The 26028-nt window shown below is 51.5% G+C and carries 21 protein-coding genes; 8 read left to right on the forward strand and 13 right to left on the reverse strand.

Going from position 1 to position 26028, the window contains the following annotated elements; genetic code table 11:
• Positions 1-1654: endonuclease MutS2 (locus tag KK083_RS28290; protein WP_254169511.1), on the forward strand; the 1654-nt coding region annotated here is incomplete at its 5' end.
• Positions 1655-1749: 95 nt separating this feature from the next.
• On the opposite strand, the gene KK083_RS28295 is transcribed toward KK083_RS28290, so the two are convergent.
• The 6 genes from KK083_RS28295 to KK083_RS28320 all read right to left on the reverse strand — a co-directional run bounded on the left by KK083_RS28295 (position 1750) and on the right by KK083_RS28320 (position 7882).
• Entirely contained in the window at positions 1750-2265 is a 516-nt protein-coding gene (locus KK083_RS28295) for a hypothetical protein (RefSeq protein ID WP_254169512.1), read from the reverse strand.
• Positions 2266-2466: 201 nt separating this feature from the next.
• Positions 2467-3108, reverse strand: a complete 642-nt coding sequence (locus KK083_RS28300) for an ABC transporter ATP-binding protein (RefSeq protein WP_254169513.1) — start codon at positions 3106-3108, stop codon at positions 2467-2469.
• A gap of 24 nt (positions 3109-3132) precedes the next feature.
• Positions 3133-3921 (reverse strand): acyl-ACP--UDP-N-acetylglucosamine O-acyltransferase, encoded by a 789-nt coding sequence (lpxA, locus tag KK083_RS28305; RefSeq protein ID WP_254169514.1) that lies wholly within the window; start codon positions 3919-3921, stop codon positions 3133-3135.
• Positions 3918-5315: a bifunctional UDP-3-O-[3-hydroxymyristoyl] N-acetylglucosamine deacetylase/3-hydroxyacyl-ACP dehydratase gene (locus KK083_RS28310; RefSeq protein WP_254169515.1), complete on the reverse strand. Its 1398-nt coding sequence runs from the start codon at positions 5313-5315 to the stop codon at positions 3918-3920. Before KK083_RS28310 ends, lpxA begins: the two co-directional genes overlap by 4 nt.
• A 107-nt stretch (positions 5316-5422) precedes the next feature.
• On the reverse strand, positions 5423-6493 hold the full coding sequence (lpxD, locus tag KK083_RS28315) for a UDP-3-O-(3-hydroxymyristoyl)glucosamine N-acyltransferase (RefSeq protein WP_254169516.1): 1071 nt from the start codon (positions 6491-6493) through the stop codon (positions 5423-5425).
• Positions 6494-6655: 162 nt separating this feature from the next.
• Complete coding sequence (locus tag KK083_RS28320; protein WP_254169517.1) at positions 6656-7882, reverse strand: HD domain-containing protein; 1227 nt, start codon at positions 7880-7882, stop codon at positions 6656-6658.
• 170 nt (positions 7883-8052) lie between these two features.
• Between KK083_RS28320 and porX the strand changes: the two genes are divergently transcribed.
• The 3 genes from porX to KK083_RS28335 are packed head-to-tail and all read left to right on the forward strand — an operon-like array spanning position 8053 to position 11261.
• A complete protein-coding gene (gene porX / locus KK083_RS28325) occupies positions 8053-9609 on the forward strand; it encodes a T9SS response regulator signal transducer PorX (RefSeq protein ID WP_254169518.1) in 1557 nt (518 codons plus the stop codon).
• Positions 9599-10063 (forward strand): tRNA (adenosine(37)-N6)-threonylcarbamoyltransferase complex ATPase subunit type 1 TsaE, encoded by a 465-nt coding sequence (gene tsaE / locus KK083_RS28330; protein ID WP_254169519.1) that lies wholly within the window; start codon positions 9599-9601, stop codon positions 10061-10063. The genes porX and tsaE overlap by 11 nt, the downstream gene beginning before the upstream one ends.
• A complete protein-coding gene (locus KK083_RS28335) occupies positions 10035-11261 on the forward strand; it encodes an alanine dehydrogenase (RefSeq protein ID WP_254169520.1) in 1227 nt (408 codons plus the stop codon). The genes tsaE and KK083_RS28335 overlap by 29 nt, the downstream gene beginning before the upstream one ends.
• Before the next feature lie 124 nt (positions 11262-11385).
• Here KK083_RS28335 and KK083_RS28340 read toward each other — a convergent pair whose 3' ends face one another.
• Positions 11386-14022, reverse strand: coding sequence for a valine--tRNA ligase (locus KK083_RS28340; protein ID WP_254169521.1), 2637 nt, complete (start codon positions 14020-14022; stop codon positions 11386-11388).
• 141 nt (positions 14023-14163) lie between these two features.
• Between KK083_RS28340 and KK083_RS28345 the strand changes: the two genes are divergently transcribed.
• Positions 14164-15300, forward strand: a complete 1137-nt coding sequence (locus KK083_RS28345; RefSeq protein WP_254169522.1) for an MFS transporter — start codon at positions 14164-14166, stop codon at positions 15298-15300.
• A 165-nt stretch (positions 15301-15465) separates the two neighbouring features.
• Here the strand turns inward: KK083_RS28345 and KK083_RS28350 are convergent, their stop codons facing one another.
• The gene (locus KK083_RS28350) at positions 15466-16821 is read right to left on the reverse strand and encodes a methyltransferase RsmF C-terminal domain-like protein (RefSeq protein ID WP_254169523.1); all 1356 of its coding nucleotides are present in this window, start codon (positions 16819-16821) and stop codon (positions 15466-15468) included.
• A 76-nt stretch (positions 16822-16897) separates the two neighbouring features.
• Here KK083_RS28350 and fahA point away from each other — a divergent pair, with 76 nt between their 5' ends.
• Together fahA and KK083_RS28360 are read left to right on the forward strand one after the other, a co-directional pair.
• Positions 16898-18175 carry a fumarylacetoacetase gene (fahA, locus tag KK083_RS28355; RefSeq protein WP_254169524.1) on the forward strand — a complete coding sequence of 426 codons (1278 nt, stop codon included), beginning with the start codon at positions 16898-16900 and terminating at the stop codon, positions 18173-18175.
• A 45-nt stretch (positions 18176-18220) separates the two neighbouring features.
• Positions 18221-19093, forward strand: a complete 873-nt coding sequence (locus KK083_RS28360; protein WP_254169525.1) for a flavin reductase family protein — start codon at positions 18221-18223, stop codon at positions 19091-19093.
• Positions 19094-19318: 225 nt separating this feature from the next.
• On the opposite strand, the gene KK083_RS28365 is transcribed toward KK083_RS28360, so the two are convergent.
• Both KK083_RS28365 and KK083_RS28370 read right to left on the reverse strand, forming a co-directional pair.
• The gene (locus KK083_RS28365) at positions 19319-20299 is read right to left on the reverse strand and encodes a pyruvate dehydrogenase complex E1 component subunit beta (protein WP_254169526.1); all 981 of its coding nucleotides are present in this window, start codon (positions 20297-20299) and stop codon (positions 19319-19321) included.
• Between the two features lie 130 nt (positions 20300-20429).
• Positions 20430-22205 (reverse strand): tetratricopeptide repeat protein, encoded by a 1776-nt coding sequence (locus KK083_RS28370; protein ID WP_254169527.1) that lies wholly within the window; start codon positions 22203-22205, stop codon positions 20430-20432.
• Positions 22206-22395: 190 nt separating this feature from the next.
• Between KK083_RS28370 and KK083_RS28375 the strand changes: the two genes are divergently transcribed.
• Complete coding sequence (locus KK083_RS28375; protein ID WP_254169528.1) at positions 22396-22623, forward strand: PspC domain-containing protein; 228 nt, start codon at positions 22396-22398, stop codon at positions 22621-22623.
• On the opposite strand, the gene KK083_RS28380 is transcribed toward KK083_RS28375, so the two are convergent.
• The 3 genes from KK083_RS28380 to KK083_RS28390 all read right to left on the reverse strand — a co-directional run bounded on the left by KK083_RS28380 (position 22591) and on the right by KK083_RS28390 (position 26017).
• A complete protein-coding gene (locus KK083_RS28380; RefSeq protein WP_254169529.1) occupies positions 22591-23625 on the reverse strand; it encodes a glycosyltransferase family 2 protein in 1035 nt (344 codons plus the stop codon). The genes KK083_RS28375 and KK083_RS28380 overlap by 33 nt on opposite strands.
• Positions 23622-23957, reverse strand: coding sequence for a YbaB/EbfC family nucleoid-associated protein (locus KK083_RS28385; protein WP_254169530.1), 336 nt, complete (start codon positions 23955-23957; stop codon positions 23622-23624). The genes KK083_RS28380 and KK083_RS28385 overlap by 4 nt, the downstream gene beginning before the upstream one ends.
• 194 nt (positions 23958-24151) lie before the next feature.
• Complete coding sequence (locus tag KK083_RS28390) at positions 24152-26017, reverse strand: T9SS type B sorting domain-containing protein (RefSeq protein ID WP_254169531.1); 1866 nt, start codon at positions 26015-26017, stop codon at positions 24152-24154.
• Between the last annotated feature and the right edge of the window lie 11 nt (positions 26018-26028).

The following is a 26028-nucleotide window of genomic DNA, read 5'->3' on the forward strand; positions in this document are numbered from 1 at the left end:
CCGCGACCTTGAGCATTCTGAAAAACGCGAGGTGATCCGGATCCTGAAAGCACTAACCGATGCGTTGCGTGAACAGTTGCCCCAGTTGAAGCAGGCGTTCCAGTTTCTGGCACAGATCGACTTCATCAGGGCCAAAGCAAAATTCGCTTTAGAGATCAACGCCGACCTGCCCATCATTGAAAGCAAACCGGAGCTCGTGTGGTATAATGCCAGGCATCCGCTGCTGTACCTGAGCCTGAAAGGCAAACGTGAGGTGGTGCCCCTGAACATTACACTGGATTCGGTCAACAGGTTGTTGCTTGTTTCAGGCCCGAATGCTGGCGGAAAATCCGTAACGCTCAAAACCATCGGCCTGCTTCAGTACATGGTGCAGTGCGGACTGCTCATTCCACTGTCTGACCGTTCAAAGGTGGGCATCTTCCAGGATATTTTCCTCGACATCGGTGACCAGCAGTCTATCGAGAACGACCTGAGCACATATAGCAGCCACCTCAGGAACATGGCAGCCTTTATCCAGCATGCCGGCGAAAGGTCGCTGGTGTTGCTCGACGAGTTGGGCTCGGGCACCGACCCGAACTTTGGAGGCGCCATTGCCCAATCGGTGCTGGAAGCTTTGCTGAAGAAACGGGTGTGGGGTGTTGCCACCACGCACTATTATAATTTGAAATTGTTTGCCGGCCAGCGCCAGGGGATCACGAACGCAGCCATGCGCTTTGACGATAAGAACCTGGTGCCCCTGTATGTGCTTGACATCGGAAAGCCGGGAAGCTCGTTTGCCCTTGAGATCGCCAGAAAAACCGGGCTGCCGAAAGACACGTTGGAAGAAGCAGAGAAGCTGGTAGGAAAAGACCTCGCAGGTTTTGAGACCCTGGTGCGCAGCCTGGAGAAAGAACGGCAGGAGTTGAGTGAAAAGATCAAACGTATGGAGCGGCAGGAGGCGGAGCTGAAGCAATCGCTGGCCAAATACCAGTCGCTTTCAGCCGACCTCGAATCGCGCAAGAAAGAGATCATCACCAAGGCAAAAGAAGAAGCCGCCGCCCTGTTGAAATCGACCAACCGCGAGATCGAAAAAACGATCCGGCATATCCGTGAGAACAAGGCCGAGCGCAAGGAGACACTCAGGGTGCGCAAAGATCTCGAGTCGCTGCAGCAACGTGTGGCCCAGCGGCCCGCGGAAAAGAAAGAGAAAGCAAAGGAGCCCATCAAGGAAGGAGACCGCGTGAGGATCATCGGGCAGGAAGGAAGCGGTGTGGTATTATCCGTGAAGGGTAAAACGGCATCCATACAGTTTGGTGAGCTTAAATCGATGGTCGATATCAGCAAGCTTGAAAAGATCACCGCTGCTGTGGAGAAAGAGATCAGCAAAAGGCTGCGGTCTGTGGGCATCAATATCAACGAAAAGCAGGCTCACTTCAACAGTACGCTCGATGTGCGGGGAAAACGTGTGGAGGAAGTGGTGCCGTTGCTGGATCAGTTCATGGACACAGCCATATTGCTGGGCCAGGGTGAAGTAAGGATCCTCCACGGTAAAGGCGAAGGTGTGTTGCGAAAAGTGATCCGTGAGCAATTGAGAAAATACAAAGAAGTGGCCTCGGTTGCCGATGAGCACATTGAACGCGGCGGCGATGGTATCAGTGTAGTAGTACTCAAGTAGTCGCCGGACCACCGACCGCGCGCCGGCTGTGTGCGCAGTGCCGTGACGACATAAAAAAGGCCTCGTGAAGAGGCCTTTATATTTTTATACAATTCTTATTGCTGTTTTGTGAACTCGAATCTCCAGTTGCCTTTTACGGCTTTAGCACGGGTTGCGCCACCGGCCCATCCAAGGCTTCCGTCAGGGATGACGAAGGTGATGATCAGCTGGGTATCGGTCACCTCATAGTTCATGTCTATTTCGCTGTTGGGATTGGTGCTGCTGGAGGATACAGGGTCTCTGATGATCTCCGTCAATGGGTTGGCTCCGAACTTCCAGGTTCCGTACTTGGGCCACGGGCTGGGATTGGGGAGCGTTCCGCCTGAAGCGAATTTGTAATTATAAGTACCATCCTGGGCATACGTTCCGGTGATCTCCAGTTTAATATTCAGAAAATCGTTCCGGTCAGTTCCGTCATTGTTAACTTTTGACAAGGCCCAGGTGCTGTTCAGCTTGATCAGCTGCTTTTCCTGTTGTGTTTTGTCTTCTCCACCGCCGCCATCGCAGCCCATGAAAAAGACAGCTATGCCAGTCATGACCAGGAGGGAGAGAGTTCTAGATACAAGTTTCATTGTTTAAAGATTAGTCGTAAAGTCTTAGAAGCGGTAAAAATAGTAAAATCAGTCACAAAATATGCTGGTTGCGGCCAGCCGTAAGCTTTTATCTCGCAAACAGGCTCTTTGTAACCCTCGTCCATTTTCGGTATCCGAAAGAGGCCGTTCCTGTCCTGAACGTAAAAGCTGCTTTTTTAGCTTAAAAATCAATGCCGACGCTTATGATTTATGCGCTAATACGTTAATTACCGTACAATCGGCCGGGTATTCGTCCTTATCGTTCGACGCAATGAGCGTCAGCACCCCTTCCGGCAGCTTCGCAAGCTCCCGTTTATACCAGGCGAATGCCTGTTCATCCAGGTTCGTACCGGGCTCATCGAAAAAAAGCAGGTCTGCCGCTGTATAAAAGGCCAGGCCCAGCTTCACCCGCTGTTTCATACCCGACGAAAAATTGCCGATATACTTGTCTTTGGCGTGGGTTAAATACATGATCTCCAGCAGCTCGGAAGGCGAAACTTTGCCCCGGGCGGGCTTCAGGCTGAAGTGAAAATCTAGTTGCTCCCGGAGGGTGAATTCCTCAACCAGGTCCATATAAGGAGCGGCAATGGCAATGTGCTGTGAGATCTTTTCAACGGGTATTTCGGCCGACGGAGCGGTGTAGTGGAGGTCTCCTGACGTTTGTGGCACCTGCCCCCACAGCACCTGAAGCAGGGTGGATTTCCCTGACCCATTAGGCCCTGTAATGGCGTAAGTAGTGCCATTGTTGAATTGGTAGCTGAAATTCCTGAATATCCACTCGCGGTTGAAACGTTTGCTCAGCCCTTCTGTGGTGATCGAAATTCCGCTGGTGCGCTTATCCATGGAAGGTAATGGCTACTGAATCGCTCAGTCATTTCCCCCGTAACCTTTCATAATGCCCCGCTCGGAGGTCTTGATGAAGTCAAGGATGTAATCCCGCTCTACGCTGGAAGAGAATTCTTTTTCAACAAGCTCGATGGCCTTCGATATGTTCATCCCGCGAAGGAAAACATAACGGTAGATGTCCTGGATTTCGCTGATCTTGTCCTGGCTGTAACCCCGCCTGCGCAGGCCAACGGTGTTGATGCCGGCGTAAGAGATCGGCTCACGTGCCGCTTTGGTGAAAGGAGGAATATCTTTTCTCACCAGCGAGCCGCCTCCGATGTAAGCGTGCGCGCCGATCTTGGAGAACTGCTGCACAGCACAGGCGCCACCGAAGATAGCGAAATCATCGATCAGCACATGGCCGGCAAGTTGTACCGTGTTTCCAAGGATACAGTTGTTGCCGATGATGCAGTCGTGGCCGATGTGGGCATACGCCATGATGAGGCAGTTGGCACCTACCACGGTCTTGTATTTATCGATGGTACCGCGATTGATGGTGACGCATTCGCGGATGGTGGTGTTGTCACCGATCTCTGTGGTTGTTTTTTCACCTTTGAATTTCAGGTCCTGCGGAATGCCGGAGATCACTGCGCCGGGGAAAACCTTGCAGTTCTTTCCAAGCCTGGCGCCATCCATGATGATTGCGTTGGGTCCTATCCAGCAGTCGTCACCGATGACAACATCTTTTTGAACAGTAGCGAAGGGCTCTATGATAACGTTATTACCAATCGTGGCCTCGGGGTGGACATTTGCTAAAGGGAATCGGCTCATGAATCTTTGCGAACAATACTGGCGGTCATAGTTCCTTCACATACTAATGTATTGCCTACGAATGCACGACCGTACATTTTGGCGATACCACGTTTGATCGGCGCAACAAGGTCGCACTGGATCACCAATGTGTCGCCCGGAAGCACCATTTTTCTGAATTTGATATTTTCAATTCCCAGGAAGTAGGTCCAGTAATTTTCAGGATCGGGAACGGTGTTCAACACAAGGATCCCGCCGATCTGTGCCATCGCTTCGATCTGGAGCACGCCAGGGAACACCGGGTTTCCGGGGAAATGTCCCTGGAAGAAATATTCATTGGCGGTCACGTTCTTCACCCCGGCAACACTTTCATTATCCAGGTAAATGATCTTGTCGATCAGCAAAAACGGGTAACGGTGGGGGAGGGTAGCCGTGATCTTGTTGATGTCCATGACCGGCGGCAGGCTGGGATTGTATTTCGGTCTTCCCTGCTTGTCGGCCTCATGCATGGCCTTTTTCAGTTTTTTGGCGAAGGCAACATTGGCGGCGTGGCCCGGGCGGGCTGCCAGCACCTGTGCTTTCAGGGGGCGTCCGGCAAGGGCGAGGTCGCCCACAATATCCAGCAGCTTGTGGCGTGCCGGCTCATTCTTATAACGAAGCTCGATGTTGTTCAGGATGCCTTCCTGCTTTACGGCGACCTTGGGTTTTCCCAGCATCTTCGCAATGTTGTCAAGCTCGTCGTCTTTCACCACCCGGTCAACGATCACGATGGCGTTGTTCAGATCGCCGCCGCGGATCAGGTTGTTTTTATAGAGCATCTCCAGCTCATGCAGAAAACAGAAGGTGCGACACGATGCGATCTCCTTCTCGAACTGCCGGATGTCTGTAATGGATGCGTGTTGGCTTCCCAGCACGGGTGAGTTATAATCGATCATCACCGTAACCCTGTAATCGTCAAGGGGTAAGGCGGCTATTTCAACGTTGCGGGCAGCTTCGCGGTAAAAGAGCGGCTCCTGCACTTCAAAGAAATCACGAATAGCGTTCTGCTCTTCTGTGCCCGCTTCCTTGAGGGTCTCCACAAACTGGATGGAGCTGCCGTCCATGATGGGGCACTCCGGACCGTCAAGCTGGATGAGCACGTTGTCTATCTCAAGGCCTACGAGGGCGGCCAGGGTATGTTCGATGGTGCTGACCTTGGCGCCGCTCTGTTCGATGGTGGTTCCCCTGGAAACATCCACTACATTATCGCAGTCGGCATCGATGATGGGCGAGCCGGGCAGGTCTGTTCGCTGGAATTTGATCCCATGGTTGGGCTTGGCTGGCATAAAGGTCATGGTGGTCTGAACACCTGTATGAAGCCCGACACCTGAGAGTGTCACAGATTTTTGTATCGTCTGCTGTTTAATATTGAGCATAGTTCTGCAAAGTCGGCAAATTTAATCCCAAATATCCGGATTATCCAATTATGAACGAGGTATGAATTCGGGGTCACCGAAATCGTTTGAAGCGGGCAGAAGGATGTTTATTTGGTATTGATCTCCTGAACGGGTCGGCTTTCGAGGTGGCGGATCTTGTTTTCAAGCTCCCGTAACCGCGAATTCAGGTCGGGCAGCTTTTTAAATACGGCATAGGCCCTGAAATACTCCTTCACGTCGAAAGCTGGTGATCCGAGGATCTGTCCGCCTTCTTCTGTGATCGATTTGAGGATGCCTGCCTGAGCTCCAATGCTTGTGTTATTGGTGATCACCAGGTGGCCGGCAACACCTACCTGCCCCGCGATGATACAATTGTCGCCGATCCGGGTAGAGCCTGAGATGCCGGTCTGAGCCGCGATCACGGTATTTTTTCCGATCTCCACATTATGGGCAACCTGGATGAGGTTATCGAGCTTCACACCCTGCCGCACAACGGTTGAGTCGCCAAACATGGTGGCGCAGTCGATCACGGTGTTGGCGCCGATGGCCACATTGTCTTCAACGATCACGTTGCCCAGCTGTGGTATGGTCTTGTAGGTTCCGTCTCCCTGGGGTGCAAAGCCAAAGCCATCGCTGCCGATCACAGTGCCGGAATGGATCACGCAGTTGCTGCCGATGCGCGTGCCCGAGTACAGTTTAACACTGGCATGCAGCACGGTGTTGTCGCCGATCACCACGTCGTCGCCGATATAGGTGTGCGGGTAGATCTTAACGTTGTTGCCGATCTTCACATTGCCGCCGATGTAGGAGAAAGCGCCGCGGTAAATACCGGTGCCCACCGTGCTGTTGTCTCCGATGAACGAAGGTTGCTCCACGCCCGACTTCTGAAAGCTGATCATTTTGTGATATTCTTCCAGCAGCGCAGTGAAGCTCGAGTAGGGGTCCTCCACCAGGATCAGCGTTGCACTGATCTCTTTCTTAGGCGCAAAGTCTTTTTTTACAATAACAGCAGAAGCCTGCGTTGTATAAATGTATTGCTCGTATTTGGGATTGGAGAGAAATGCTATCTGGCCTTTTTTAGCATCCTGAATTTTGGCCAGCATATTGATCTTTTCGTTGCCATTGCCCTTCACCTCTCCACCCAACATCCCGGCTACTTGATTGATGGTAAATTCCATGTGGTTGATATTAGGTATTGCCTGTCAGGCCTGGCGAAACTTTGTTGAATCACGGAGGCGTAAGCGCGGGTGATTGCAGCAGTTAGCGAGCACGGACAGGGGCGCCAGGCATGCGCATGGGAGTTTCAAAGATCCCGATACCCGATACCTAATGCCTAAAGGTTACAAAGATACATCTTTAGGCCAGCAGAGATAGTTTTTTTTGACGATTTTGCTCAGTGCCTTAATGGCTGGCAGGTCTGACGCCTGCGCAATATCCAGCAGCTCGCCGCCTTTGGTCATGATGTTTATTTTCTGCCCCTCGGTATACGCTTCGTTCGATACTGTGCCATAGGAGAACAGGTACGAAGATTCTGCCCGCAAGGTATGATACTGCCTGCTCACAGAAGTCCTGATCTTGTCTATGGAACTTTTGCGGATAGGATCACTGCTGAGGATGATCTGAAAAAGATCACGCTCGAGCAGCATTCTCGAGAGCAATGCCAGAATGCGATCGTCGTGGTTGATCCAGAGTTTGATGGCGCCCCAGATGTCGTGGTCATCGAGCTGGCCGAAAGCTTTCAGTGCTTCGGGCTTTTCGCGGAACGCCTCTATGGAAAACGCATGCTGAAGAAAGAGCAGCAACGCATCGCTTGCGGGCACAGTCTCGCCGGCACGCACCAGGGTCTGCGCCCTGCGGATGAGGTTCACCATCATGCACTCAGCGCTCACGGTAGTTTTGTGAAGGTAAACCTGCCAGTACATGAGCCTTCGTGCATTTAAAAAATTCTCAACGCTGTAAATTCCTTTTTCCTCCACCACAAGATGATCGCGGTGCACATGCAGCATGGAGATGATCCGGTCAATGCCGATGGTGCCTTCCATGACACCGGTGAAAAAACAGTCGCGCTTCAGGTAATCCAGCCTGTCTATGTCGAGTTGGCTGGAGACGAGCTGATGAAAGAATTTTCGTTTATAACTGTTGCGGAAGATCCTGAGCGTGAGGTCGAGTGCGCCGTTGAATTCTTTGTTCAGCACCGTCATCAGCAGGTATGAAATGCTCTCGTGCTTCACACCCTGAAGCAGGGAATGCTCCAGCGCGTGCGAGAAAGGTCCGTGGCCGAGGTCGTGAAGCAGTATCGCCAACTGGGCCGCTTCATACTCTTCGGCCGAGATCTCGATGCCTTTATAGCGCAGGTTCTCCAGCACCCGGCCCATCAGGTGCATGGCTCCCAGGGCGTGTTGAAAACGGGTGTGCAGCGCACCGGGGTAAACAAAATCAGTCAACCCCAGTTGTTTGATATGTCTTAGGCGCTGGAAGTAGGGGTGCGAGATAATGTCGAAGATCAGTTCACTTTGGATGTGGATGAACCCGTAGACAGGGTCGTTGATGATTTTCCTTTTATTCACGGGCACTTCTGATTTCAGGTCTGATTTTTCCCTAAAAATACAGGTATTAACCGATCGGCCTACGTGGCACCATTATTTCCTCCTTATGAATCAACAAATTACCCTTTGAACCAGTGAACCAAAAGGGGGTTAACAACGTGATTATTCTGTAAATTGTAAAAAATTAGCCTATGCAACGATACAGTATACTTTGGGCGGATGACGAGATCGACCTGCTGAAACCTCACATCATGTTCCTTGAGCAACGCGGATATGATATTACGCCTGTCAACAATGGCGCCGAAGCCGTGGAGCTTTCGGACGAGAAGAACTTCGACGTGGTTTTCCTCGACGAGCATATGCCCGGCATGTCTGGACTGGAGGCCCTGAGCCAGATCAAGAACAACAAGCCCAACCTGCCGGTGGTGATGATCACCAAGAACGAGGAGGAGCAGATCATGGAAGAGGCTATCGGCTCGAAAATAGCCGACTACCTCATCAAGCCGCTTAACCCCAGCCAGATCCTGCTTTCGGTGAAGAAGATCCTGGACAACAAAAGACTGGTGATCGAAAAGACCAACCTCAACTACCAGCAGGAGTTCCGGAAGATCAGCATGGCCTTTCAGGATGTGATGAACCACGAGCAGTGGGCCGATATTTACAAAAAACTTATCTACTGGGAGCTCCAGATGGACGACAACCAGGACATGGCCGAGGTGCTCGATATGCAGAAGACAGAGGCCAACGCCAATTTTGCAAAATTTGTGATCCGCAACTACGATAGCTGGCTGAACGATCCGAAAGCCGACAAGCCCCTGCTCTCGCACCAGCTGATGAAACGAAAAGTTTTTCCCGAGCTTGGCCAGGGCAAACCCGTGTTTGTGATCCTTATCGACAACCTTCGCTTCGACCAGTGGAAGGTGATCGAGCCGGTGCTCAGCGAGTATTTTGTTGTTGATAAGGAAGAGCACTATTACTCCATATTGCCCACCACCACGGCGTATGCACGCAACTCGATCTTCTCCGGGCAGCTTCCGTCAGAGATGGCCAAAAGTCACCCCGACCTGTGGGTAGGCGAAGATGAGGAGGAGGGGAAGAACAACTTCGAAGACGAGTTCCTGAACAAACAGGTGCGCCGTAACAACCTGCAGGTGAAAACCTCTTACCACAAGATCAAGAACCTGGAAGAAGGACGCAACCTGGTTGATACTGTCAACAATCTTTTTAAGAACGATCTGAACGTGATCGTTTACAACTTCGTGGATATGCTCTCGCATGCCCGCACCGATATGGCGATGGTACGCGAGCTGGCGCCCGATGAGTCGGCTTACCGTTCCATTACACGATCATGGCTGATGCACTCACCCCTGCTGGATGTGCTCAAGAAGATCGCCGAGAAGAACGCCAGGGTTGTGCTTACCACCGACCATGGTACCATCCGGGTGAAACGGCCGTTCAAGATCATCGGCGACCGTAATGTGAACACAAACCTCCGCTACAAGCAAGGCAAGAACCTGGGTTACGAAGGCGACAAGGTGATGGTAGCCCCAAAACCGGAGCGGCTTTTCCTGCCCAAAATGAACGTGTCTACAACGTATGTTTTCGCTATTGAGGACCAGTTTTTTGCCTATCCCAACAACTTTAACTATTACGTCAATTTTTATAAAGATACTTTCCAGCACGGCGGCGTGAGCATGGAAGAGATGATCATTCCCATAATTTTCTTAAATTCGAAGAATGTGGTGTGACGACGGAGGCTGGGTGGTGCATGAAGCCGACCTGGCCGACCTTAACAAGGTTGCAAAAGATTTTATCGAAAGGGCCGGAAACCGCAGGGTCTGGCTATTATACGGCGAGATGGGTTCCGGCAAAACAACGTTCATCAAGGATCTGTGCAGCCAGCTGGGTGTTGCTGACGTGATGAGCAGTCCTACCTTTTCCATTGTGAACGAGTACCTGACCCGCAGCAACACCAAAGTTTTTCATTTTGATTTTTACAGAATAAAAAATGAGGCGGAAGCTTATGACATCGGGGCAGAAGAGTATTTTTATTCCGGAAATTATTGCTTCGTGGAATGGCCGGAAAAGATTCCATCGCTGATTCCCTCCGAACATGTTGAAGTGTCTATACTATCCGAAAATCAAACCCATAGAACCTTAGCCCTTTCTGTTCATGACGGAAAAGAAAAAAACAGGATTTGAAGCCCTTGCTACCAAAACCAGCCTGTATCCACAGGAGCAGCTCCAGAAAGTGAGTAAAGGCAAGCATTCTTTTTTCATTGGCCTTCCTAAAGAGATCTCCCTGCAGGAGAACCGTATCAGCCTCACACCCGATGCCGTGGCCTTGCTGGTGAACAATGGCCATGAAGTGTGGGTGGAGACCAAAGCCGGAGCGGGTTCTAAATTCTCCGATAAGCTTTACAGCGATGCCGGTGCCAAGATCGTATACTCGCCGCAGGAGGTTTACAAGGCGGAGGTCATCCTCAAGATAGAACCTCCCACCACAGACGAAATAGAAATGATGCGGCCGGGCCAGGCGCTGATCTCAGCCATCCAGCTGGGGCACCTGAAGGCTGAATACATCCAGGCGCTGCTGAAAAAGAAGGTCACGGCCCTGGCATACGAGTTCATTGAAGACAAAGTGGGTGGTATGCCCATCATCAGGGCCATGAGCGAGATTGCCGGCAGCACCGTGATGCTGATCGCGGCAGAATACCTGAGCACCGCCAACAACGGCAAAGGGGTGATCCTCGGAGGCATTACCGGTGTTCCACCCACCAAAGTGATCATTATCGGCGCCGGAACGGTAGCAGAGTATGCCGCCCGTGCCGCCCTCGGGCTGGGTGCTGACGTTCAGATCTTCGACAACCACCTGTATAAGCTCAGGCGGGTAAAACACCTGCTGGGCCAGCAGCTATACACGTCCACCATCGACACCGTTACGATGGGCGAGACCCTCAAAACAGCCGATGTGGTGATCGGCGCGCTGCGGGCGGAGAAGGGGCGCGCAAGACATGTGGTGACCGAAGAAATGGTGAGCCGCATGAAGCCCGACTCGCTGATCATAGACCTCAGCATCGATCAGGGGGGATGTATCGAAACCTCTGAGATCACCACGCTGAGCAAACCCGTTTTCAGGAAACACGGTGTGATCCATTACTGTGTACCCAACGTGGCCTCGCGTGTAGCCCATACCGCTACCAACGCGCTGAGCAATATTTTTACACCCACCATCCTCAGGGCTGCCGAAGAAGGCGGCATCGAAGAGATGATCTTCACGCACAAATGGTTCATGAAGGGTGTGTATACCTACAAGGGAGGTCTCACCAAAGAGCACGTAGCCCGCAAGTTCGGGCTCAAGTATAAGAACATCGATCTGCTGATCGCGGCGAGGTTTTAGTCGTCGCCTCACCTCATCGAACCAACCCTCAAAGGGTTCGAAACCCTTTGAGGGATAATCGTAGAAAGGTCTGACGACTGGCCCATGTTGGTGTTCTTCACCAACATGCTCCCAATATGCACGGTCAAAGCCTGCTCAGGCTTTCTTCCAGCGCTTTGATCTTGGCTTCGGCATCCGCTTTTTTCTTGCGTTCACCTTCCACCACTTCCGGTTTTGCGCCGCTCACGAATTTTTCGTTTGAAAGCTTTTTATCTACAGATGCTAAAAATCCTTTCTGGTACTCGATGTCTTTCAAAATAGCCTCGCGCTCTTTGGCCACATCCACTTTTCCTTCGAAAGGAATGAAGAATTCAATCGACCTTACCAGGAACGGCGTGGCGTTCGTGGCAGGAGCCTGTGCTGCAAAGCTGATCTCCGTGAGGTTGGAAAGTTTTTGGATCACCGGCCAGAACGACTTCAACGGAACCTGCTCGCCGTTCTTCACCACAAGCTTCAGCGCTTCTTTGGGCGAGATACCTTTATTGTTGCGTGTGTTCCTGATCTCCGTCACCACCTCGAAGCTCAGCGATGCCTCGTCGAGGATCTTCTGATCGAAAGATCCGGATACAGGGTATGATGCTATCAGGATGCAATCTTTTTCTTTTCGTTGCTGCAGCTCGTGCCAGAGCTCTTCGGTAATAAAAGGCATGAAAGGATGCAGTGCTTTCATCAGCGTTTCAAAGAAGCCGATGGTTTTATCGTAAGTGATCTTGTCTATCGGTTTTTCGAACTCAGGCTTGACCATCTCCAGGTACCATGCGCAGAAGTCATCCCAGATCAGCTTATATAATGTATGCAGCGCATCAGAGATCCGGAATTTGCCGAAATGATCTTCCAGCTCTGTTAACGACTGCTGCAGCCTGGACTCGAACCATGTTATGGCCACCTTATTCACTTCAGGTTGGTTGCCGTCAACGGTCCAGCCCTTTACAAGCCTGAACGCATTCCAGATCTTGTTGGTGAAATTCCTTCCCTGCTCGATCAGTTTCTCGTCGTAGAGAAGGTCATTGCCGGCGGGTGCGCTGAAGAGCATACCTGCCCGCACCGCGTCGGCGCCGTGTTGCGAGATCAGGTCGAGCGGATCAGGTGAATTGCCCAGCGACTTCGACATCTTTCTGCCCAGCTTATCGCGAACGATCCCTGTGAGGTAAACATTTTTGAAGGGCTGTACCCCACGGTATTCATATCCGGCAATGATCATCCGCGCCACCCAGAAGAAAAGGATCTCCGGAGCGGTAACCAGATCGTTGGTAGGATAGTAATAGTTCAGGTCCTTGTTGCCTTTGTTGTTCTTCGAATCCTTGAATATGGTGGTATCGAAGACAGCGATCGGCCACAGCCAGCTCGAGAACCAGGTATCCATCACGTCAGGGTCCTGCACGAGGTCTTCGGCTTTCAGACTTGCGTGATCTGCTTTCAATTTCTGGTATGCCTCTTCTCTTGTTTTCGCTACCGCGAATTTTCCGTCGGGCGCGTACCATGCCGGGATCTGGTGGCCCCACCAAAGCTGCCGGGAGATACACCAGTCGCGCACGTTAGACATCCAGTGATTGTATGTGTTCTTGAACTTTGCCGGGATCAGCTGTACGGTGTCATCCATCACGGCCTTGTGCGCGGGCCGGGTGATGGCATCCATCTTCACCCACCACTGCAGTGAAAGGCGTGGCTCTATCACAGCGTCGGTGCGCTCGGAGAAACCTACGTTGCTGTTGTAATCTTCTACCTTGGCCAGGTTCCCTTTTGCTTCGAGCTCTTTGGCGATCTTCTTGCGGGCGATGAAACGGTCTTCGCCGATGAAGATCTTTGCCTTTTCATTGAGTGTGCCGTCGTCATTGAGGATGTCGATCACTTCGAGGTTGTGCTTTCTGCCCAGCTCGTAGTCGTTCATGTCGTGGGCAGGGGTCACCTTCAGGCAGCCTGTTCCGAAATCCATGGCCACGTAGTCATCTTCGATCACGGGGATCGCACGATCGATCAGCGGAATAAGAACTTTCTTTCCTTTGAGGTGTTTGTAACGTTCGTCTTTCGGGTTCACGCAGATGGCGGCGTCGGCCATGATGGTCTCCGGGCGTACGGTAGCGATGGTAATAAAATCGTTGCTGCCTTCGATCCGGTATTTGATGTAATACAGTTTGGACTGAACATCCCGGTGGATCACTTCGTCATCCGAAAGCGCGGTCTTGCCGGCAGGGTCCCAGTTCACCATGCGCAGCCCGCGGTAGATGTTGCCCTTGTTATAGAGATCGATGAAAACGTCGATCACGGCCTCATAATAATCGGGGTCCATGGTGAATTTCGTGCGGTCCCAGTCGCAGGAGGCGCCGAGCTTCTTGAGCTGCTCGAGGATAATTCCACCATACTTTTCTTTCCACTCCCAGGCGTATTTCAAAAACTCTTCGCGGGTGAGGTCAGATTTTTTGATACCGCGCTCGCGCAGCATGGCTACTACTTTTGCTTCGGTGGCGATGGAAGCGTGGTCGGTGCCGGGTACCCAGCAGGCTTCTTTGCCTTGCATACGGGCTCTGCGCACCAGTACATCCTGGATCGTATTGTTCAGCATGTGCCCCATGTGCAGCACCCCGGTTACGTTGGGTGGGGGTATGACGATACAGAATGGCTCTTTTTGTGGATCAGGCTCTGAATGGAAGAAACGCTGGCTGAGCCAGTAACTGTACCATTTATCTTCTACAGCAGATGGGTTGTATTTAGTAGATAGTGACATGCTGAAATTTGCTTAAAAACCTTGCTAAAAGGGCAAGGGGAGGGCAAAAATAAGGAAAATAGACACAATAGCCATTTTTTGAGCGCGTCACATCCAAGCGGCCATATTAGTTCGTAAATTCATTTCGAAACCAAAATTCTCATGGAAGCAATTTCTGTCACCGAAACCGAAGTATCAGCCGTCCCCGATATCCGGTGGAAACAATTGTGGAGCCTCGCGGCCCTTTATGCATCGATTATCATTGGCTGGATCGCTTACGCGAACTATCAGCCCAAGCTGCTGGTGCAATTCCAGTTTACGGATTTTGCCTTTTTCCTCGCCGTCTCACAAGCCATCATCCTCGTGCTTACACCCCCGGTTGCCGGGTTAATGGGCGATCGTTATCGTTTTGAAAAGGGGCATCGCATACCGGTGATCTCTTCCGGCATCAGCTTCGCTGCCATGGTGTTCATGGCGGTGGCCTTCACGCTGTTCACCAATCCCGGTGAGATCTTTAAATGGATCCTGCCGGTGCTGATCGTCTTCTGGCTCATCTCCATGAGTATTTTTACAAGTCCCGCATTGTCTACCGTAGAACTTTTCACGCCGGTAGACCGTCTGCCGAAAGCCATGGCCCTGCTGACGATCGTGGCCAACCTCATCTATGCCATCGAACCTGTGATCGTGGATATTATCGACTACCTCGGCGCTCCATTGACATTCATCGCAGGAGGTGTGGTGACGCTTGCGTCGGGTTATGCCATGAAGAAGAACTCGCTCGGGCTCTTCAAACAAACGGGTAATAAAGAGGGAAGCGCTGAACCCGGCCAGCATACCGCTGCGAAGTCGGCCTACGGATTTATTTTCTTCCTGGGGGTTATCCTCGGCATCTCTACCACTGTGATGTTCAATCTTTTCCCCGATGCGCTGGCCCTGAAGTTTGCGGCGATCTCTAACAATGCCGATGGCAAGATCCTGCTCGTGGCAATGCTTGTGCTCTCCGCGCTGATCTCATGGCCCATCAGCAACTTCATCAACCGTTACAGCATGGAGCGGGTATTCTGGATCAGCGGTGCACTGATCGTGTTGAGTACTGCAATTATATTCTTGGCACAGCCCGCATGGATCGTAGCGCTCATGGCCATTGTGTTCACCGTTACCTTTACGTCACTCTCCGTAAGCTCCCTTCCGCTGGCCCTCAGTCGCTCGGGATATTATGAGAAAGTATTCTGCGTAGGTGTGTTCTTCAGCGGCGCTGCGTTGCCGGAGGGGATATTTGAGTCGATACAAGCGTTCTGAGTAAAGTTGCCAGTTGCCGGTTTCCGGATGGCCGGTTGAGGAGGGCACGACCTTCACAACTGAGCGCTGAAAGAGTTTAAGCACCGAAAACGAACTGGTAACTGGCAACTAACCGTACCTCGTAAATCGTACCTCGTACTTTTGTCAATTGCCCTTTGTCAACTGTCAACTGGTTTTCTGCATCCTGATCCGCCACTCAACCGGGTACATGTTGTTGAAACGGTTTCCCAGGCTGTTCACCCATCCCAGGGCCACGTCTTCGAACACGATGAGGTGATAACCCTTGTCGGTCTCCGGAAGTGTGAGCGGATCGCGCCTTAAATAACGGATCGCTTCGTCATGGCCGACAGAAAGTGTCTTGAAGTTTTCTCTGCGAAGATCGGTGCTCATGGCCAGCGCGTGTTCCGGTATCAGCTTATCATGTTTTACAGTAGCCGTAGCGATGCCAGCATTTACCACCTTGAGGTGCTGGTGAAGCATGCCCAGGTGCAGCGTATGTGCCTCCGGGAAAAAGTAGAGGAGGTCTTTCCACTGGAAAAAACTGACGCGCTCGGGATGATGGATCCATGACTGCAGCGTGTTAACGATCTTCGCCGGTGCCGGGGTGAGATCGCGGTTTGCTTTGAGGCGCAACGATGGGCTTACCTGTTTTTTGCGGATCACCGACATGAAGAAACCTTCACCCTCCACACGGTGCGGGAAGAACCGGTAGCCGATCACATCATTTTTTTTTGTTTCCTGGATGTTCCAGCCATCGATGCTGACTTTCAGGAATTCAACGTCGTGTTGTTCCCGGAGCCATAACAAATTATCTTCATTCTCCTGTTCGTTGTACGTGCAGGTGCAGTAGATGAGAATACCATCTTCTTTCAGCGCTGGCCATGCATCTGCAACGATCCGTTTCTGGCGGCTTGCACAGAGCGCTACATGCTGCGGCGACCATTCTTCCGCAGCTTCGTGATCTTTTCTGAACAATCCTTCACCGGAGCAGGGAGCATCGATCACCATCACATCGAAAAAACCGGGAAGCGATTGAAAGTGATCCGGGTCGCTGTTGGTAACCACTGAGTTTTGATAACCCCACTTTTGCAGGTTCTCTGCCAGCACCGAGGCGCGTGACCTGATCACCTCGTTAGACACCAGCAAGCTCTGGTCTGAAAGCAAGCTCAAAATATGAGTCGACTTGCCACCGGGTGCGGCACAGAGGTCGAGAACATTCAACGGAGCATGGAGGTCGGTCAGCTGCCGGAAAGCTTGTTCGATGAACATGGAGCTTGCTTCCTGCACGTAGTAGGCACCTCCATGAAGGCGCGGATCGAGCGTGAACGAAGGCCTGGTTTCCAGGTATCTTCCGAAGGCGGACCAGGGTACCGGTTTACCTGGCAGCGGCAGTGCATTTTTTGCGGGGTTCTGCCGGATGCTCACCGGGGCCGCGCCATTCAGGCTTTCCATAAAGAGCCCGAAATCATTACCCAACCGCTTCCTGGTCTCCTCCTGAAATGCTTCCGGAAATCTGCTCATAAGCGCGAAGTTAAACTTTCCGCCCGGCTTGCTGACTTGAATCGAAAAATATAGGTTTACTCCCCAAACTTCCCGTATGGTGACGGCAAACGATCCAAAGTTAAAAAGCTGGGTAGAGGTTCCTAAGGAATCCGATTTCCCTATCCAGAATCTTCCCTTCGGAATATTCAAGACCAAGTACCTGACACCGGTGGCAGGTGTGGCCATTGGCAACTATGTGCTCGACCTGGTTTACCTTCACGAGAACGGGTATCTTGATGGCCTGGGCTTGCCCCCAGGTATTTTCAACCAGAAATTCCTGAACGATTTTTTTACCCTCGGCAGGATGAAGATCCGGGAAGTGAGAGAAAGGATCTCTGAGCTGCTGCGCCATGATAACGACGAGCTTCAGGGTGATGCTGCGGGCCGCGAAATTGCGCTGGTGCCCATGGACGAAGTGCAGATGCTGATGCCGGTGAAGATCAGCAACTATTCGGATTTTTACAGCAGCGAAGAGCACGCCACCAATGTTGGCTCCATGTTCCGCGATCCGAAGAACGCCTTGTTACCTAACTGGAAACACCTGCCTGTTGCCTACCACGGCAGGGCTTCTTCCATTGTTGTTTCAGGAACAGCCATTCATCGTCCGAAAGGACAGATCAAATATCCCGATCAGGAGTTTCCCGCTTTTGCGCCTACCCGGAAGCTAGACTTTGAGCTTGAGGTAGGATTCATCACCTGTGGCGAAACAAGGCTGGGCCAGTCCATCCACACCGCGCAGGCTGAAGATTATATCGCAGGCTTTGTGTTGTTCAACGATTGGTCTGCACGCGATATTCAGCAATGGGAGTACGTGCCACTGGGACCTTTCCTGTCAAAGAATTTCGGGTCTACCATTTCTCCGTGGATCGTAACACTCGATGCGATGGAACCTTTCCGCGCACAAGGCCCTGAGCAACTTCCCCATGTGCTTCCGTATCTTGCGTTTGAAGGCAAGAAGAATTTTGACATTGTGCTGGAGGTGCTTCTTCAATCGGAAAAAACGGAGCAGACAACGGTGTGTCGCTCGAACTTCAAATACATGTACTGGAACGTGAGTCAGCAGTTGGCGCACCATACGGTGAACGGATGCAACATCCAGGTGTGTGATCTGTATGCTTCAGGCACCATCAGTGGTCCATCTCCGGGCTCTTATGGCTCGTTGCTGGAGCTCACCTGGAATGGTCAGAAGCCATTGACCCTGCCTGATGGAAGTGAACGTACCTTCATTGAAGACGGCGATACCATCACGATGCATGGCTACGCCAAAAAAGATGGCGTGCGCATCGGCTTCGGTGAATGCAAAGGAAAGATCCTGCCTCCCATTCAAGGATGACATCCTTTAAAAGGATGTCATCCTTACAATATAAATTTCGTTTAGATGCTTACGCTGAACCCCAAAGAGATACCCGTTGCAAAAATGCACAGCTATTTGCTGGGTGCTGTTACACCACGCCCGATAGCTTTTGCGAGCACGGTGGATAAAGCCGGGAACGTGAACCTGAGTCCATTCAGTTTCTTCAATTGCTTTGGCGCCAATCCTCCGATCCTGATCTTTTCTCCTGCCAGAAGAGGACGTGATAACACCACCAAGCACACGTATGAGAATCTCAGGGAAGTGCCCGAGGTGGTGATCAATGTGGTAACCTATAACATGGTGCAACAGACCTCGCTGGCCAGCACGGAATATCCGAAGGGTGTGAATGAGTTTATCAAGGCAGGTTTTACTGCTGCACCTTCCGTTGTGGTAACACCGCCGAGGGTATCAGAGTCGCCCATTTCTATGGAGTGCAAGGTGCTGCAGATCATTCAAACGGGAGACCAGGGTGCGGCAGGCAACCTCGTGATCTGTGAGGTGTTGCGCATGCACATCAATGAGCAAGTACTCGATGCAGAGGGAAAGATCGACCCCTGGAAGCTCGATGCCGTTGCACGTCTTGGCGCTGACTACTACTGCAGGGTGCAGGGCGATTCGATCTTTAAAGTACCCAAGCCCCTGGACAAGATGGGAATAGGCATTGACAGCCTACCTGAAAATATCCGAAGAAGTAAAATACTCACCGGCAACGACCTGGGCCTGCTCGGCAATGTTGAACGACTGCCCGACCAGGCTTCTATCGATGAATTCAGCAACCGCTACGAAGTAAAGGCCGCGCTTCAGCATGGCGAAGTGGCACTGCATCAGCTCGCACATCAGTATCTGAAAGACGAGAATGTGAACGATGCATGGAAGGTGTTGCTTGCGGGCCGGTAGGGTCTCCGTTCGCAGATGGGTTGCGGAAGAACTTCCGCTTCAGGATTCTGACTACGAATCGGTTTTATGAAAATGAGGCCGGAAGAAACTTCCGCCTCAGCGGGAAAAAGAAACGGGCAGAATCTCTTCCACCCGTTTATATTTTCATTCTAAAATTCTAACTACTCAATTCTAGTTTTCCTCTGCATTTCTCCTGGCTCCTTACTCCTGGCTTCTGACTCCTTTTCAATCCCTATACATCACTGCTTTCACTGCCTTCACCGTCTTCTCTACGTTCGGCAGGATTGCCTGGATCAACGTAGGCGCGTAGGGGAGGGGAGCATCAAGGCTGGTGATGCGGTGTACGGGCGCGTCGAGATAATCGAAAGCGTATTTTTGAATGTGGTAGGTGAGCTCGGAAGAGATCGACGCCAGCGGCCATGCTTCTTCAACAATGACCAGGCGGTTTGTTTTCTTCACGGATTCAACGATCGTAGCGTAGTCGATAGGGCGAACTGTGCGCAGGTCGATGACCTCGGCAGAGATGCCTTCTTTCTCCAGCTCGGCGGCAGCAGCCAGGGCTACTTTCAGGATCTTGCCGAACGATACGATAGTAACGTCTGTGCCTTGCCGTTTCACATCGGCCACACCAATGGGAAGAAGGTATTCTTCCTGGGGTACCTGGCCTTTGTCTCCGTACATCAGCTCAGATTCCATAAAAATAACCGGATCGTCATCGCGGATGGCTGATTTCAGAAGGCCTTTGGCATCATATGGGTTCGCTGGCACCACCACTTTAAGGCCGGGGGTGTTGGCAAACCAGTTCTCAAAGTTCTGGGAGTGTTGTGAGCTCAGCATGCCTGCGTTGCCGGTAGGTCCGCGGAATACGATGGGCACGTTGAACTGGCCACCTGACATCGACATCATTTTGGCAGCGCTGTTGATGATCTGGTCGATGGCCACCAGAGAGAAATTGAAGGTCATGAACTCGATGATGGGACGGATACCGTTCATGGCAGCACCTACGCCAAGGCCGGCAAAACCGAGCTCGGCGATGGGGGTGTCGATCACCCTGTCCGGACCAAACTCGTCGAGCATGCCCTGACTTACCTTGTAAGCACCATTGTATTCAGCCACTTCCTCGCCCATCAGGAACACGCGTGGATCTCTCCGCATTTCCTCATTCATTGCCTCGCGGAGGGCTTCTCTGAATTGAATTTCTCTCATAGCTTTTAATAAAGTCCGTAAAAATAGTATGTGAGGTGGGATTGGCAAAACCCAAGGCAGGAAAGGTGCTAAATAAAAAACCCCGTCCGGGTGAACCGGACGGGGTTTTCTAAAAATCCAATGAAATCTCTTATTTCAGCGCGTTTCTGAAAGGTTCAGTGGCTGAAAACTTGGCAAACTCCAGGTCAGTGAGGGCCGCCTGCTTCAGTTCAGGATCAGCTTTAACGGCACTGGTCAGGTTGCTCACCACACCTTCGGCGTTGCCAAGGCGGGCAGAAGCAATAGCAGCGCCGTAGAAGGCTACAGCCAGGTTGCTGTTTTTGCGCGTTGCTTCAGTGAAAGAAGTAAGTGCGTTCTGATAGTCTTTGTTCAGGATCTGAGCAAGACCTTTGTTGAACAGGTTGTCTGCGTTGTCAGCAGCAGCTGATTCAGAACGAACAGCGTCAGCATATTTTGCAGTGATGATCTCGGCTGCACCTTTCACACCGTTAACACCGGCAGCGTTGTCGCCAGTGAGTCCGGAGCTCAAAGCTTTGCTGGCAGCGGCATAAGCGGCGCGAGCGTTGCCTTTGATCATGTGAACAGAAGCGAGGTTAGCGTTCACTTCAGGAGCGTCTTGCAGCTTGGCAGCGATCTCGAGCTGGGCCTGAGCCTTGTCAGCCAAAGCAGCGGCGTTTGCTGAGTTTTCGATAGCCTGTGCAATGTATACAGCGCCCAGGTTGTTATGAGCAGTCCAGTTAGTGCCTTTTTTAGTAGCAGCTTCGTAGATAGCGGCTTTCTCTTCCAGTGAAGGAGTCAGTGTACCAGCGTACATCAGCTCATCGAAAGTAAGGGTATCGGCGCTGGTCTGGCCTTGTGTGATCTGTTTAGCGAGTACAGAGATCTCTGCGTCGGTCTTCTTGTCTTTGATCGTGAGGATCTCGGTCTTGGCAGTTCTCAACTTAGGATATACGTCTTTGAATACTTTCTTGTAAGTAGAAAGTCTCTTCATTTGTCTTTCCTGATCTTCGAAAGTACCACCAGCATTGATGATGTTCAGGTATTCAGTTTTTTGCTCTGAAGTGATGCCTTCATAAGAAGACAAAACATTCTTGAACTCATTCCAGTCCTGGATAACAGGCTTCAGGATAAACTTGATAGAATCAGCCATGCCTTTGTAGTCATACTTCTTCATTTGCTGACGATAGTATTTTTCGATGGCAGCGGCACGATCCGGAGACAGTCTGCTGTTGATCCGCTCAGCACCTTCAGGTGAGTGGGTACCGGTGATGGTCACAGTGCGGGTAGCGTTTTTAGAAGCGATGAAGGCGTCGAGTTCTTTGCCTTTGGCGCTTTTGATCTCAGAGGTCCTGAGTACAGATCTTCCCTGTTCGAAGATGAAGTCAGGGATGATCACAGGCTCGAGTTCTTCCTGATTGTTGTATGAGTGTCCTGTGAAAGCGGCATAGTAAACGGGCTTCACAAGCTTTGAGGTTGTGATCACACCGGTTGCCACCTGCATGCGTTCAGTGTTCTTTGACTTGGTGCCTTTAGAGGCAACGCCCTGAACTTCGAGTACGCCCGATTTCATGGCCGGAGCGTAAGCAAAGGAGAAATTCTTCGTTACTTTAGGCTGTTCTGTACCAGCGTTCGGATAATCTTCAGCCTTGAAAGGAATAGGATCCAGCGCTAGTTCCTGCTCGCCGTATTTGTAGAAAGTGTTCACGGTGTAAACAGTACCTTTCTTCAGCATTTTAACAGGAAGATTAGCAGCCATGTCAAAAGCAACGGTGTCCTTGTGCACTTCCAGTGGATTAGGAGTTACAGTCAGTTGCTGCTCTTTTGACATCTTCACCATCTTGGGCAGAGTACAGCCCGCCATGGTCAGTGCACCGGTGATCAGAAATGAGTAAACGATTTTTCTCATTGGATTTTGAGTTATGTTGTTTATAATCAGGGTTTAAAACTAAACTTATGTGTATTTTTTTGCAATTATACTCAAAAAAATAAGAATCCAGCCATTAGATCACATTGTGGCAGGCCTTATATTTGTAAGCCGGATTTTTGGTCGATAAATCAACTTTTAAACAAGTTGAAAGTTAAATAATGACAGGAATATGGGTGAATTAGCAAATAAAATCCAGCATTTCTTTGAAGGTTATGCCTTTGGAGTATGTACCCGGCTGGGTGAAAAGCTGGGAATGGCAACGTCCAGCATCAGATTGTTCTTCATATACGCCTCGTTCATCACCTTTGGCTCACCGGTAATTATTTACCTGGCGCTGGCCTTTGTGATGAATATCCGCAAGCATTTAAGAAAGCGTAGTCCCATCTGGGATTATTGACCTGAAGTGTTTCCTGCTGCGGAAGTAGTAATCCAAGATAACCAGCCCTGTGTACACATTCTTCCTGGAATAGGAGGGATGCGCCCTGTGGAGATCCGCTCTCTTTCTCCTGTGCCTGCCGATATCCCTGAGAAAATGATAGTGTGCCCTGAACACACTTTTCGCGTTTGCGGGCTCTCCCTTGAGCAGGAACATCAGGGCCGCCACCCAATCGAGGCCTACACGCAGCGGTAATTTATAGATCAGCTCACCTGCATCCAGGTGCTTGAAGATCAGGATGAGGCCGTTCCTGAAGTTGAGATAGGTTTTCATCGGGCTCTTGTAACCGAGGGTTCCGGCGCCCAGGTGATACACAACGCTCCGCCCGGTGTAGCAGACCTTCTGAGGGATCCTGGCGATCTTCCAGCAGAGGTCTATCTCCTCCATATGTGCAAAGAGTTCCTCATCCAGGCCGTTGAATTGATGATATATTTGCGCCCTGATCATGAAGCATGCGCCGGTAGACCAGAATATCTCCCGTTCATCATTATACTGGCCGTTGTCTTCCTCCACTTTGTCGAAAATTCTTCCCCTGCAGAAAGGATAGCCCAACGCGTCGATGTAACCTCCGGCGGCACCGGCGTATTCGAACTTGTTCTTGTCAGCGTGCGAAAGGATCTTGGGTTGTACGGCAGCCACCGCGCTATCACGGTCCATGATCTCGAGCATCGGCGCAAGCCAGCCATGGGTAACCTCAACGTCTGAGTTGAGCAGCAGGTAATACTGCGCTTCGATCTGCCGCAGGGCGCGGTTATAACCTCCGCAGAAGCCGTAATTTTGATCGAGCCGGATGAGACGCACCTGCGGGAACTCCTGCTGCAGCACCTCCAGAGAGCGGTCTGTCGATCCATTGTCGGCCACCACGATCTCGGCCTCCGCTGAATAACGGATCACCGAAGGAAGGAACTGGCGGAGCAGTTTTTCACCGTTGAAATTTAAAATGACAACCGAGAGCTTCGTCATCCCATCATGCCCGTAAGATCCAGGCCCGGAATGTTGGGGATAAGGCCTTCTGTGCTTTTCCTCAGTTCTTCCTTCGCTTTGATGTCTGCTTCTTCCGCAGCCTTGTTCACGGCGGCGATCACCAGATCCTGAACCACACCCGAATCCTCGGGCTTAAGCAGCGTCGGATCGATCTCGAGCGATACCAGTTGGCGTTTGCCGTTGACGGTAGCCTTCACCATGCCGCCACCGGACTCGCCCGTTGCCCGCACATGCACAAGATTATCCTGGGCCTCTTTCAGACGGGATTGAACCTCTTTCATCTTTCCCATCATTTTCATCATATCGAACATACGCGTAGTAGTTTAAAAGTTTATCAAGCTGCAATGTACATGCCCGTTAGTGAAAAGTCCACAGTCGACGGTCCACAGTCCACAGACGTGCAGTGTGAAATCACCGCGCTGTGCTTCGTAGCCTGGGCGTAGACAAAAATACGGATATAACGCTGAACTGCTGTGGACTGTCGACTGTGGACCGTGGACTATTTTCATTTTTTTCGGAGCAGCAGCACGGATCCGGATTTCTTGAATGACCGGCCTGCCTGATCGGTGATCTGTGCCACGAAGGCATAGGTTCCTTCGGGCATGGGGTTACCCTTGAAGGTGCCGTCCCACCCCTGCTCGATCTCGGTAGTGGTGTACATCAGCTCTCCCCAGCGGTTGAAGATATTCATTTCAAAGGTCACGATGTATTGGCCGTACACATTGAAGATGTCGTTCAGCGCATCACCGTTCGGTGTGAAGCTGGTGGGATGAAACAGATTCGGGTTCTTGATGATGACCACACGGTTGGAGATCGCCTGGGGCAATCCGGGCTCCGCGGCATTGACCTTCACCACATACACAAATAACTGGTTACTGAGATCCTGGCCATCGTCTATAAAGCTCAGGGTGTTGCCCACCGCAAAGGTCTGCAGCAACTGTCCCTGTTCGTTGTATTTTTCAACCACGTAGCTGGCAACGCCACCGGTCCATCCCGTGTAGGCGCTCCACGATAAACTGATGGCATTGTCACGCTGCAGGGTCCCGCTGAGGCGCACAGGACAGGCTTCTGCCGTGAGCGGACTTTGATTGCCGCATACGTCCTTGTACGATATCTTGTAACAGGTTTCGTTTTCTGTGCGGTAGGTCTCGTCACGTGCCTGGAGGCCGGTAGTGGTTGTCAGCAGATCGTAGGTGTTGCCCGTTGATCTGAAAATAGAATAGGCTTCGGGCGCCGCCCCTGATGAATGCTGCCACTGCAGGTCTACTGCATCCTGGCCTACAACAGCGGTGATATTTTCTACCGGCGCCGGTATGTCTGTGGAGATGGCAGTACCACATTTCTGCAAGGAGATGCTCCTGCTTCCGTTAGGATAATTGGTAGTGAGCTGATAGCAGTATTCTGTTCCGCACACAATGTCGGTATCCGAATACGGAGAACTGGATGCAGTCCATGTGGTCGCGTTGCCACCTTGTACGGTACGGCTGATCCTGAAATTGGATACACCCGCTGAGCTCGTGCTCCAGAGCGAGTTGTTGGCGTTGTTCACCACGCTGAGGTCGAAGTTGGCGCTGCAGATGATGTTGGAGTATTGTGGAGGAGCTGCATTGTTACACGCATCCACCGTACCCAGCCTGAAGCAGTAATAGTTGTCGTCAGGCTTCAGGTTTGTCAGGGTCTCCGTGGCGAGATTATAGCTGGTCTTGAAGGCCTGAAACGACACGGCATTGTTGCCGGCGATCTCGAGCCTGTAAGGAATGTTAGGTGCAGCGTTGTAGTTCAACTGTATGGAGGCATTGTCCACAACCTGCAGCTGTGAAACCGTGGGTGCCGAAAGGGAGGGCACTGCTGTAACATTCTGCGGTACTGTCGGACAGTTGTCGCGAGCGTCGATATTCCTGCCTCTCACGGTTACGGTATGCGGCCCCGCAGCGTATAAGTGCTGATCTTTGACGAGGTTCCCTTTCGGTTTTACCACATCCGGACTCCCATCGTTGTAATTGATCACATATTGATCATAATTTGAGTCTTTGATGTTGACGGAGACCTGGTTGCCGCTGCAGGTATAGACTTCAAACTGCGGCCTAAGTGTATCCGCAGTAACCACGATCACGATATCATCAAACTGGGTTCCGCCCTGGAACAGCACCTGCAGTGTATAGGTGCCTGGCTTTGTATACGTATGCTGAAAAACATTGCCTTGCCCTCTGTCTCCGGGAGGGCCATCGCCAAAGATCATGTTGCAGTCGCCCGATGCGCACTGTGCTGAGGTAAGGTTGACCACGAGATTATTGCATCCTTTTTTCTGGTCTACCTGGAAATTACCAAGACGGCTTGTGTACTGAGCCTGTGCGCAAATAGATATGCACATGACCATCCATA

Source organism: Chryseosolibacter histidinae (genome assembly GCF_018598225.1).
In the GTDB taxonomy this organism is placed as follows: domain Bacteria; phylum Bacteroidota; class Bacteroidia; order Cytophagales; family Cyclobacteriaceae; genus Chryseosolibacter; species Chryseosolibacter histidini.

What these genes read in the sequence shown, in the direction of transcription:
- KK083_RS28295 (WP_254169512.1), bottom strand. Translation starts at nt 2,265, where the DNA reads ATGAAACTTGTATCTAGAACTCTCTCCCTCCTGGTCATGACTGGCATA.
- KK083_RS28300 (WP_254169513.1), bottom strand. Translation starts at nt 3,108, where the DNA reads ATGGATAAGCGCACCAGCGGAATTTCGATCACCACAGAAGGGCTGAGC.
- lpxA (WP_254169514.1), bottom strand. Translation starts at nt 3,921, where the DNA reads ATGAGCCGATTCCCTTTAGCAAATGTCCACCCCGAGGCCACGATTGGT.
- KK083_RS28310 (WP_254169515.1), bottom strand. Translation starts at nt 5,315, where the DNA reads ATGCTCAATATTAAACAGCAGACGATACAAAAATCTGTGACACTCTCA.
- lpxD (WP_254169516.1), bottom strand. Translation starts at nt 6,493, where the DNA reads ATGGAATTTACCATCAATCAAGTAGCCGGGATGTTGGGTGGAGAGGTG.
- porX (WP_254169518.1), top strand. Translation starts at nt 8,053, where the DNA reads ATGCAACGATACAGTATACTTTGGGCGGATGACGAGATCGACCTGCTG.
- tsaE (WP_254169519.1), top strand. Translation starts at nt 9,599, where the DNA reads ATGTGGTGTGACGACGGAGGCTGGGTGGTGCATGAAGCCGACCTGGCC.
- KK083_RS28335 (WP_254169520.1), top strand. Translation starts at nt 10,035, where the DNA reads ATGACGGAAAAGAAAAAAACAGGATTTGAAGCCCTTGCTACCAAAACC.
- KK083_RS28340 (WP_254169521.1), bottom strand. Translation starts at nt 14,022, where the DNA reads ATGTCACTATCTACTAAATACAACCCATCTGCTGTAGAAGATAAATGG.
- KK083_RS28345 (WP_254169522.1), top strand. Translation starts at nt 14,164, where the DNA reads ATGGAAGCAATTTCTGTCACCGAAACCGAAGTATCAGCCGTCCCCGAT.
- KK083_RS28350 (WP_254169523.1), bottom strand. Translation starts at nt 16,821, where the DNA reads ATGAGCAGATTTCCGGAAGCATTTCAGGAGGAGACCAGGAAGCGGTTG.
- fahA (WP_254169524.1), top strand. Translation starts at nt 16,898, where the DNA reads ATGGTGACGGCAAACGATCCAAAGTTAAAAAGCTGGGTAGAGGTTCCT.
- KK083_RS28360 (WP_254169525.1), top strand. Translation starts at nt 18,221, where the DNA reads ATGCTTACGCTGAACCCCAAAGAGATACCCGTTGCAAAAATGCACAGC.
- KK083_RS28365 (WP_254169526.1), bottom strand. Translation starts at nt 20,299, where the DNA reads ATGAGAGAAATTCAATTCAGAGAAGCCCTCCGCGAGGCAATGAATGAG.
- KK083_RS28370 (WP_254169527.1), bottom strand. Translation starts at nt 22,205, where the DNA reads ATGAGAAAAATCGTTTACTCATTTCTGATCACCGGTGCACTGACCATG.
- KK083_RS28375 (WP_254169528.1), top strand. Translation starts at nt 22,396, where the DNA reads ATGGGTGAATTAGCAAATAAAATCCAGCATTTCTTTGAAGGTTATGCC.
- KK083_RS28380 (WP_254169529.1), bottom strand. Translation starts at nt 23,625, where the DNA reads ATGACGAAGCTCTCGGTTGTCATTTTAAATTTCAACGGTGAAAAACTG.
- KK083_RS28385 (WP_254169530.1), bottom strand. Translation starts at nt 23,957, where the DNA reads ATGTTCGATATGATGAAAATGATGGGAAAGATGAAAGAGGTTCAATCC.
- KK083_RS28390 (WP_254169531.1), bottom strand. Translation starts at nt 26,017, where the DNA reads ATGTGCATATCTATTTGCGCACAGGCTCAGTACACAAGCCGTCTTGGT.